Annotated in this window: 9 protein-coding genes; 6 read left to right on the top strand and 3 right to left on the bottom strand. The window is 73.7% G+C overall.

All coding sequences use genetic code 11. The features are described from left to right. Window positions 1-46 precede the first annotated feature (46 nt). Window positions 47-907 carry a DUF5829 family protein gene (locus UO65_RS09120; RefSeq protein WP_052020943.1) on the bottom strand — a complete coding sequence of 287 codons (861 nt, stop codon included), beginning with the start codon at window positions 905-907 and terminating at the stop codon, window positions 47-49. A gap of 453 nt (window positions 908-1,360) precedes the next feature. Between UO65_RS09120 and UO65_RS09115 the strand changes: the two genes are divergently transcribed. Beyond that, complete coding sequence (locus UO65_RS09115; RefSeq protein WP_035280625.1) at window positions 1,361-2,161, top strand: AfsR/SARP family transcriptional regulator; 801 nt, start codon at window positions 1,361-1,363, stop codon at window positions 2,159-2,161. Window positions 2,162-2,184: 23 nt separating this feature from the next. On the opposite strand, the gene UO65_RS09110 is transcribed toward UO65_RS09115, so the two are convergent. Further along, the gene (locus UO65_RS09110; RefSeq protein WP_063935914.1) at window positions 2,185-2,691 is read right to left on the bottom strand and encodes a MaoC family dehydratase; all 507 of its coding nucleotides are present in this window, start codon (window positions 2,689-2,691) and stop codon (window positions 2,185-2,187) included. Between the two features lie 240 nt (window positions 2,692-2,931). On the opposite strand from UO65_RS09110, the gene UO65_RS09105 reads away from it, so the two are divergent. Genes UO65_RS09105 through UO65_RS09085 form a run of 5 tightly spaced genes read left to right on the top strand, consistent with a single transcriptional unit; the run spans window position 2,932 to window position 8,281 of the window. After that, window positions 2,932-4,026, top strand: a complete 1,095-nt coding sequence (locus tag UO65_RS09105; protein WP_035280623.1) for a beta-ketoacyl-ACP synthase III — start codon at window positions 2,932-2,934, stop codon at window positions 4,024-4,026. After that, the gene (locus tag UO65_RS09100) at window positions 4,023-4,283 is read left to right on the top strand and encodes an acyl carrier protein (protein WP_035280621.1); all 261 of its coding nucleotides are present in this window, start codon (window positions 4,023-4,025) and stop codon (window positions 4,281-4,283) included. The genes UO65_RS09105 and UO65_RS09100 overlap by 4 nt, the downstream gene beginning before the upstream one ends. Then, the gene (locus tag UO65_RS09095) at window positions 4,280-5,503 is read left to right on the top strand and encodes a beta-ketoacyl-[acyl-carrier-protein] synthase family protein (RefSeq protein ID WP_035280619.1); all 1,224 of its coding nucleotides are present in this window, start codon (window positions 4,280-4,282) and stop codon (window positions 5,501-5,503) included. The genes UO65_RS09100 and UO65_RS09095 overlap by 4 nt, the downstream gene beginning before the upstream one ends. A 19-nt stretch (window positions 5,504-5,522) precedes the next feature. Continuing rightward, window positions 5,523-7,046 carry a GMC family oxidoreductase gene (locus tag UO65_RS09090; RefSeq protein WP_052020942.1) on the top strand — a complete coding sequence of 508 codons (1,524 nt, stop codon included), beginning with the start codon at window positions 5,523-5,525 and terminating at the stop codon, window positions 7,044-7,046. Continuing rightward, the gene (locus UO65_RS09085; RefSeq protein WP_035280617.1) at window positions 7,043-8,281 is read left to right on the top strand and encodes an MFS transporter; all 1,239 of its coding nucleotides are present in this window, start codon (window positions 7,043-7,045) and stop codon (window positions 8,279-8,281) included. Before UO65_RS09090 ends, UO65_RS09085 begins: the two co-directional genes overlap by 4 nt. 45 nt (window positions 8,282-8,326) lie before the next feature. Here the strand turns inward: UO65_RS09085 and UO65_RS09080 are convergent, their stop codons facing one another. Continuing rightward, entirely contained in the window at window positions 8,327-9,427 is a 1,101-nt protein-coding gene (locus UO65_RS09080; RefSeq protein ID WP_035280615.1) for an ABC transporter ATP-binding protein, read from the bottom strand. Window position 9,428: the final 1 nt, after the last annotated feature.

The following is a 9,428-nucleotide window of genomic DNA, read 5'->3' as shown; positions in this document are numbered from 1 at the left end:
GCAGGGTGTTCGGGGGAACGAGGACTGCTGGGTCCGGTGTGGACGGTCAGGCGAAGTGCCAGGTGGCGGCGGTGGGGCCGGTGAACACCAGCCGCGAAGTGGGGCCGAAGACCAGTTCGGCGGGCACGTCGTCGGTCCAGGCGCCGGGTTCGAGGTCGAGGTGGATCTCGGCGACCCGCTCGCGCGGCCAGTCGCCGACCCGCAGGCCGATGGTCAGGCCGGGGCCGACCAGCTCGGTGCCCTCCACGCCCTCGGTCGGCACCCAGCCGAAGGGCGCCAGGGCGGCGGCGAGCGCGGCGGCGCGGTCGGCGCCGACGAGCAGGGTCACCCCCGAGATGTCGCGCAGCAGCGACGCCGGGTCGGCCGGGCGGCCCAGCACGGCGTTGAGGTAGGCCGCGCGGCGCATCGCCCCGTCCGGCTCGGCGACCGCGCCGAGGGAGGCGAAGTACTCCGGGGTGACCTCGTTGAGGAACAGCAGCAGCGGGTTGCCCGCGCCGAGGTCGACGTTGATCAGGTGGTACCAGGGCTGCGGTTCCTCGTGCCCCTCGACCACCCGGCGGACCAGGTCGTGGTGGTGGCGCACGGTTCCGGTCGCGTCCAGCAGCGCGCGGGCCCCCGGCGAGGAACCGGGCTCCTCGAAGGAGAACACCAGCCCGCCGCTGAGCGGGGCCGAGCCGGGCATCTCCGCGCCGAACAGCTCGACCAGGGTGCTGCGCCCGGCGATGCCCAGGGTGGAGTACTGCCCCGCCACCGAGCTGTCGGCCTTCTTCACCTTGATCCGGCCGAGGCGCTCGGCCAGGAAACCGGTCTCCTCGATCGCCCGGTGGGTCTCGGCGTCGAGCAGGACCATCACGTGGTCGAGCCTGGGCACCGGTCGGTTGTCGACCGCCGCGGCCGCACGCGTCATCTTCCGATACTCCGATCGCAGTATGAGCACGAACAATATGTCCGAAAAATCACCTGGCGCCCCGTCCCGAACACCGGGCGCCGGAAGAATTTAAATCGCTTCCGACGTCGCCGCGCGCATTTGTGGCCCCGAATGATTACCGCACCCGACACCCTGGGTCGCACTGGGGATAACCCTGCACACCCCCGGGGATTCCCTGGGATTCCCCAGGTTCCGACACCAGGAGGGAGGCATTCCCTACCGTCGTTCGGCCGAAGGGTACCGCGCGTTCGCAGCAGCGGGCACCCTTCTCGGGAATTCTCACCAAGCTGCCCCACCTGCTCGACAATGATATTCCTCTTGACAGGTTCGATATCGACGTCAACCATTGCGTCGGTGTCGCCGGATCGGCGCCGAGAACATTTTCCATCACCGTTTGTCACCATTGTTATTCGTATGGTCACGAGGAGTGCCGTGCAGATCGAAATCCTGGGCACAGTCACGGTCACCGTCGACGGCGAGCAGCGCCGCATCGGGTCGCACAAGGTGCGCGCCCTGCTGGCGACGCTGGCCCTGGACGTGGGGCGGGCGATCTCGCACGGCGAGCTGGCCGACGAGCTGTGGTCCGGGCACCGGCTGGGCAACTCGCGCAACGCGATGCAGGCCCACGCCACCCGGCTGCGCAAGGTCGTCGACGGCCCGGACCGGCGGGAGAGCAGGCTGCGCGCGATGCGCAACGGCTACCTGCTCGACATCCCCGCCGAGAGCGTGGACGCCAACCGCTTCCTCGACCTCGCCGCCCGCGGCGCGGCCGACGTGCGCGCCGACCCGGAGCGCGCCATCACCGCGCTGCGCGCGGCGCTGCGGCTCTGGCGCGGCCCGGCCCTGCTGGACGCGGGCGACGGCCTGCGCTGCCGCGGCGCGGCGGCGCTGTTCGACGAGCGCAGGCTCACCGCCTGGGAGGACCTGGCCGCGGCCTGGCTCCTCGTCGGCCGCGAGCGCGACGCGGTGGCCGAGCTGAGCCAACTGGTGGAGCAGCACCCGCTGCGCGAGCGGTTCTGCGAGCTGCTGATGCTGGCGCTCTACCGCACCGGCAGGCAGTGCGAGGCGCTGGAGCTGTTCCAGCGCAACCGCCGCCACCTCGACACCGAGCTGGGCCTGGAGCCGTCGGCGGCGCTCAAGCGCCTGCACGCCGACGTCCTGGCCCAGGACCCGGGTCTGGTCCTGCCGTCGGCGATCTGGTGGTCGCAGCGCGAGTCGCTGGCCGCCAGGTGAGCCCCACGGGCTGACCCGCCGGGTCAGCCGGTCGCGGCGGCGGCGGGGGCCGCACCGGCCACCGCCGCGCCGCGCGGCGGCCGGACCATGCTGTGCAGGACGGCGGTGGCGGCGGGCTCGGGCATCCCCTCGACGTGGATGCCCGCCTCCACCTCCAGCTCGGCCACCCCGCGCCTGCTCACCCGCACCTCGGCGAGCCGGGCCATGGCCCGGATGCGGCTGCCGACCGGCACCGGCCGGTGGAAGCGCAGCGCGTCGACGCCGGTGTTGACCACCGACCCGACGCCCCGGATGGCGAACACCTCGTCGAGCAGCGCCGGGAACACCGACAGCAGGTAGTACCCGTGGGCGACGGTGCGCCCGAACGGGCCGGTGGCGGCGCGCTCGGGGTCGGTGTGAATCCACTGCCGGTCCCCGGTGGCCTCGGCGAACAGGTCCACCTCGGCCTGGGTGACCTCGTGCCAGGCGCTGACCCCCAGGTCCTCGCCCGCGGCGGCGGACAGCTCGCCCACGCCCTGGAAGATCCTCATCGCACCGCTCCGGTCTCGTGGAGTTGTCTACATGGGACTGTCCGGCACGGGGGCCGCCACCGCGGCGGGCCCGTTTCCCCCCGGACGAGCCGAATGCTAGGGCCCCGGCGCTGACCGCACGGTGACGGCGGGGTGACGGTGAGGTCGCCCCGGCACTGCGTCACCGCCGCGTCAACGCGCCGTCAGCGCCGGGGCACAGGCTGGACCCGAAACCCCGACCCTGCCCGAAGGAGGACCGACGTGGCAGCACCGCCAGCTCCGGCGCGGGCCGCGGTCCTGTGCGGCACGGGCAGCTTCCTGCCCGCGCGCCGAGTCAGCAACGACATGCTCAGCGCCACCCTGGACACCTCCGACGAGTGGATTCGCACCCGCACCGGCATCGGCGCCCGGCACTTCACCGATCCCGGCACCACCACCTCGGACCTGGCCGCCGCGGCGGGCGCCCGCGCCCTCGCCGACGCCGACCCGTCCGGTGTGGACGCGGTGGACACGGTGGTGGTCGCCACCACCACCCCCGACCGCCCGTGCCCCGGCACCGCCCCGGTGGTGGCCGCCAAGCTCGGCCTCTCCGGCGCCGCCGCGTTCGACGTCTCGGCGGTGTGCACCGGTTTCGTCTACGGCCTGGCCACCGCGACCGGGCTGATCGCCGCGGGCGCGGCGCGCCGGGTGCTGCTGGTGGGCGCGGAGACCTACTCCAGCATCCTGGACCCGGCCGACCGCACCACCTCGGTCATCTTCGGCGACGCCGCGGGCGCGGTCGTGCTGCGCGCGGGCGACCCGGACGAGCCCGGCGCCGTCGGCCCGTTCGACCTGGGCAGCGACGGCGACGGCGTGGACCTGATCACCGTGCGCGGCGGCGGCGCCGAGCAGCGGCTGTCTGGTCGCCCGGCCGAGCCGGGCGATCGCTACTTCGCCATGGCGGGCAAGCAGGTCTTCTGGCAGGCCGTGCGGCACATGGCCAAGTCCTCCCGCGCCGTGCTCGACTCGGCCGGGTGGCGGGTCGACGAGGTGGACCACCTGGTCGGGCACCAGGCCAACATCCGCATCCTCAACCGGCTCGCCGACGACATCGGCGTCCCGCGCGAGCGCAGCATCACCAACATCGCCGAGGTCGGCAACACCTCCGCGGCCTCCATCCCGCTGGCCCTGGACCAGGCCAGGGCGGCCGGGCGCCTGCACACCGGCGACCGGCTGCTGCTCACCGCCTTCGGCGGCGGGCTCACCTGGGGCTCCACCGTGCTGACCTGGCCGAACCTGGCCGGGCCCGCGCAGAGCACACCCACGGCACCACCCCTGTCCCGATCCCAATCCCGATCCGAGGAGAGCACCCGATGACCTCACCCATGTACGACACCCTCGTCGACCTGCTGGTCACCCGCTTCGAGGTCGACCGCGCCGAGATCTCCCCCGAGGTGACCTTCGAGGACCTGGACATGGACTCGCTGTTCCTGGTCGAGCTGCTGGTCGTCATCCAGACCGAGACCGGGGTGGAGATCAGCGAGGACACCGCGTCCCCGCGCGACACCATCGGCCACGCCGCCGAGGCCATCGCCGCGCAGGTCCTCGAGGCCACGGCGGCGAAGTCCTCGTGAACGACGCGTCGATCGCGGTCACCGGGCTGGGCCTGGTGACCGCGGCCGGGATCGGCGCCGAGGCGAGCTGGGCGGGGGTGTGCTCGGGGGTCTCCACCGCCGCGCACGCCCCCGCCCTGGCGGGCCTCCCGGTCGACATCGCCTGCACGGTGCCGGACTTCTCGGCGAACAAGCTGGTGGGTCGGCGCAGCTCGCTCAGCCACGACCGGTTCGTGCAGCTCGCCATCGTGGCCGCCCGCGAGGCCGTCGCCGACGCCGGACTGGACCCGGACACCTGGGACGGCGCCCGGGTCGGTGTCGTGATCGGCTGCGGCCTGGGCGGGGTGAGCACCTGGGAGCAGCAGCACCGCAAGTTGGTGGAGACCGGGGCGACCTCGGTCTCGGCGCTGCTGATCCCGATGCTGGTGCCCAACATGGTCGCGGGCCACCTGGCCATGGACCTCAAGGCGACCGGCCCCAACTTCGTCACCGCCACCGCGTGCGCCTCCGGGGCCACCGCGATCGGCACCGCGCTGTCGCTGCTGCGCGACGACGTGTGCGACGTCGTGATCACCGGTGGCGCCGAGGCCGGGGTCAGCCCGCTCATCGTCACCGGCTTCGCCCAGATGGGCGCGCTCTCGCGCAGGCTGGACGACCCGGGCGCCGCCTCCCGGCCCTTCGACGTCGACCGCGACGGGTTCGTCGTCGGCGAGGGCAGCGGCATCCTGGTGCTCGAGCGCGAGGCCGACGCCCGCGCCCGCGGCGCGAAGGTGCGGGCCAGGGTGGCCGGGTACGGCGCTTCCGCCGACGCCTTCCACATGACCCAGCCCGACCCCGAGGGCCGCGGCGTCAAGCAGGCCACCCGGATGGCGATGACCGCCGCCGGGGTCGGCCCGGACGACGTCGACCACGTCAACGCGCACGGCACCTCGACCCCGCTCAACGACCAGACCGAGGCCGCGGTGCTGCGCGACCTGCTCGGCCACCGGGCCGCGGTCACCTCCACCAAGGGCGTCGTGGGGCACACCCTCGGCGCCGCCGGGGCGATCGAGGCGGCGCTGACCGTGCTGACCATCGAGAACTCCACCGTCCCGCCCACGGCCAACCTGGCCAACCAGGACCCGAAGGTCGAACTCGACGTCGTCACCGGGGCGCCGCGCGCGCAGCGGACCGAGGTCGCGCTGAGCAACTCCTTCGGCTTCGGCGGCCAGAACGCCGTCCTGGTCTTCACCTCCGCCTGACCCCGACAGGAGCGGCACAGTGACCGGATCGACCGCACAGGACCGCTCCCACGACGTGATCGTCGTGGGCGCCGGATCGGCTGGGTGCGTGGTGGCGCGGCGGATGGTCGACCGGGGCGCGCGCGTGCTGCTGCTGGAGGCGGGCGGGCGCGACACCGACGAGACCATCCACGACCCGCGCCGCTTCGGCGAGCTGTGGTTCGGCCCGCGCGACTGGGCCTACCGGACCGACCCGCAGGAGCACGCGGCGGGCCGCCGCCTGCACTGGCCACGCGGGCGGGTCGTGGGCGGGTCGGGCTCGCTCAACGCGATGGTCTACGCCCGCGGCGCGGCGGCCGACTACGACCACTGGGCCTACCTGGGCAACGACGGGTGGGCGTGGGACGACGTGCTGCCGGTGTACCGCGACATCGAGGACTTCGACGCGGGCGCCAGCGAGCTGCACGGCACCGGCGGCCCGCTGCCGGTGCTGAGCAAGTACGCCACCGACCCCATCCACGACGCGCTGGTGGACGCGGCGGTGGAGACCGGCATCGGGTACAACCCGGACTACAACAGCGGTGTCCCCGACGGCGTGTCCCGCGTGCAGTTCACCATCTCCGGCGGTCGCCGCGCCAGTTCCGCGGTCGCCTACCTGCAACCGGTCTACGACAACCCGAACCTCGTCGTGGAGACCGACGCGCGGGCGAGCAGGCTGCTGTTCGACGGCACCCGCTGCGTCGGCGTGGAGTACGTCCGCGACGGGCAGGTGCGCCGGGCCACCGCGGCGGAGGTCGTCGTCAGCGCGGGCGCGGTCGAGTCGCCGAAGCTGCTGATGCTCTCCGGGATCGGCGACGCCGAGCACCTGCGCTCGGTGGGCGTCGCCCCGCTGGTGCACCTGCCGGGGGTCGGGCGCAACCTGCACGACCACGTGCTGGTGCCGGTCGTGTTCACCACCGAGCGCGACCCCGGCCGCCCGTCGGCGGGCCTGGGCCCGGCCCAGACGCACCTGTTCTGGCGCAGCAGGCCCGGCCTGGCGGTGCCCGACGTGCAGCCGCTGCACTTCCCGGTCCCGATGTACCCGGAGGGCGCCACCGGCCCCATGCGCGGCTTCACCCTCCAGGCCGGCCTGGTCCGCCCCACCAGCCGCGGCTCCATCCGGCTGTCCGGGTCGGCGGCCACCGACGAGCTGCGCATCGACCCGAACACCCTGGGCACCGACGCCGACCTGCGCGCCCTCACCGCCGCGGTCGAGCTGTGCCGGGAGATCGGCGCCGCCCCGGGCCTGCGCGCGGAGTGGGGTTCGGTGGAGGCGCACCCGGGCGCAGAAGACCTCGACACCTACGTGCGCCGCACGGTCTCGACCTACCACCACCAGGTCGGCACCTGCAAGATGGGCGTGGACGCCGACGCCGTGGTCGACCCGCGGCTGCGCGTGCGCGGCGTGGACGGCCTCACCGTCGCCGACGCCTCGATCTTCCCCGCGGTGACCACCGGCAACACCCACGCGCCCGCGCTGCTGGCCGGTGAGCGGGCGGCGGCGTTCCTCGGGGCGGCCTCGTGACCGCGGTCGCGCCGGTCTCGGCGCAGCCGCGGGTCGGCAGGCGGTTCGTCGGCGGCATGGCCCTGGCCAGCCTGGGCCTGTGGACCGCGCTCTACACCCCGGTGCAGGTGCTGCTGGCGCAGCAGCTCGCGGTCATCGCGCCCGCGGACAAGGAGTCGGCGCTCGGGTTCGTGACCGGGCTCGGCGCGCTGGTGGCCGTGGTCGCCAACCCGCTGGCGGGCGCCCTGTCCGACCGCACCACCTCCCGCTTCGGCAGGCGCAAGCCGTGGGTGGCCGGTGGCGCGGTCCTGGCCGCGGCGGGCCTGCTGTTCCTGCTGGGCCAGTCGACGGTGGCCGGGGTCGCCGCGGGCTGGGTCGTGGTGCAGGTGGCGCTGAGCGCGATGCTGGCCGGTCTGGTCGCCACCGTCCCCGACCAGGTCCCGGTGCGGCAGCGCGGGGTCGTGAGCGCCTGGGTCGGCGCGACTCAACCGATGGCGACGCTGGCGGGCACGGCGCTGGTGACGCTGGTGGTGGGCGGGTACGCGCTCGTCGCCGGGGTGCTGCTGGTGCTGGTGCTGCCGTTCCTGTTCTGGGTCCGCGACGACCGGGCCGCCGTCGCGCTGCCCCCGCTGCGGCTGCGCGGGTTCCTGGCGTCGTTCACCACCGGCCTGCGCACGGACGCGGACTTCCGGTGGGCCTGGCTGACGCGGTTCCTGATCCAGCTCGGCAACGCCACCGGAACCCTGTACCTGCTGTACTTCCTGCGCGACGAGATCAGGTACGCGGAGCTGTTCCCCGGCAAGCGCGCCGAGCAGGGCCTGCTGCTGCTGGTGCTGATCTACACCGTCGGCATCGTGGTGTCGGCGTTCGTCGGCGGGGTGGTGTCGGACCGGCTGGGCAGGCGCAAGGGCCTGGTGACGGCGGCGGGGCTGGTGATCGCGGCCGGGTCGGCGCCGCTGGCGGTGTGGCCGACGTGGCCGGTGACCGTGCTGTCGGCGGTCCTGCTGGGCCTCGGGTACGGGGTGTACGTGTCGGTGGACCAGGCGCTGATCACCCAGGTCCTGCCGACCGACGGCGACCGGGGCCGGGACCTCGGGGTGATCAGCGTGGCGAACTCGCTGCCGCACGTGCTCGGCCCGGTCATCGCCGCCCCGCTGGTGTCCTCGCTCGGCGGGTACCCGGCGCTGTTCGCGGTCACGGCGCTGCTGGGGCTGCTGGGCGCGGTCCTGGTGCGGCGCATCAAGAACGTCCCCTGACACGCGAACGGGCCGCCTCCGACGCGGAGGCGGCCCGTTCGCGTGTCAGTCGGGCAGGCGGGCGCCGGTGGCGGCGTCGAAGAGGTGCACCGCGCCCGGGACCGGGACGAGTCCGAGCTTTTCGCCGCGCTGCCACGGGGACATGCCGGGGGCGCGGACCGCGATGGGCTCCGGGGCGCCGCCGTCCACCGACACCCGGGAGGTGGACGTGGAGCAGTACAGGTACTGGTCGCTGCCCAGTTCCTCCACGACCTCGACCGTGGCCGGGATGCCGTCGCCGGGGGCCTTGATCTCCCAGCCCTCGGGGCGCACGCCGACGACGACCGCCTCCGAGGTCAGGGCCGCGCGCTGGGCCGGGGTCAACGGGATCGCGGAACCGTCCACCTCCGCCGACTCACCGGACACCGTCCCGACGATCAGGTTCATCGCCGGGGAGCCGATGAACCCGGCGACGAAGAGGTTGGCGGGCTTGCCGAACAGGCCGATCGGCGTGTCGCACTGTTGCAGGAGACCGTCCTTGAGCACCGCCACCCGGTCGCCCATCGTCATCGCCTCGACCTGGTCGTGGGTGACGTAGATCGTCGTGACGCCCAGCCGCCGCTGCAACGAGGCGATCTGCGTGCGGGTCTGCACGCGCAGCTTCGCGTCCAGGTTGGACAGCGGCTCGTCCATGCAGAAGACCTGCGGGGAGCGCACGATCGCCCGGCCCATCGCCACCCGCTGGCGCTGGCCGCCGGAGAGCTTGGCGGGCTTGCGGTCGAGGTAGTCGGTCAGGCCCAGCAGCGCCGCCGCCTCGCGCACCCTGCTCTCGCGCTCGGACTTCGCCATCTTGGCGATCTTGAGGTGGAAGCCGATGTTCTCCCCCACCGTCATGTGCGGGTAGAGCGCGTAGTTCTGGAACACCATGGCGATGTCGCGTTCCTTCGGCGGCAGGTCGGTGACGTCGCGCTCGCCGATGTGGATCGTGCCGCCGTCGACGCCCTCCAGGCCCGCGAGCATCCGCAGGGTGGTGGACTTGCCGCAGCCGGACGGGCCGACGAGCACCAGGAACTCCCCGTCGGCGACCTCCAGGTCCAGACCGTCGACGGCCGGGACGGGGTTGCCCGCGTAGTAGCGCGTGGTGCCCGCGAAGCTGACCGTTGCCATG

The organism is Actinokineospora spheciospongiae (genome assembly GCF_000564855.1).
In the GTDB taxonomy this organism is placed as follows: Bacteria; Actinomycetota; Actinomycetes; order Mycobacteriales; family Pseudonocardiaceae; genus Actinokineospora; species Actinokineospora spheciospongiae.
This window is presented reverse-complemented; position numbering and strand designations above follow the sequence as displayed.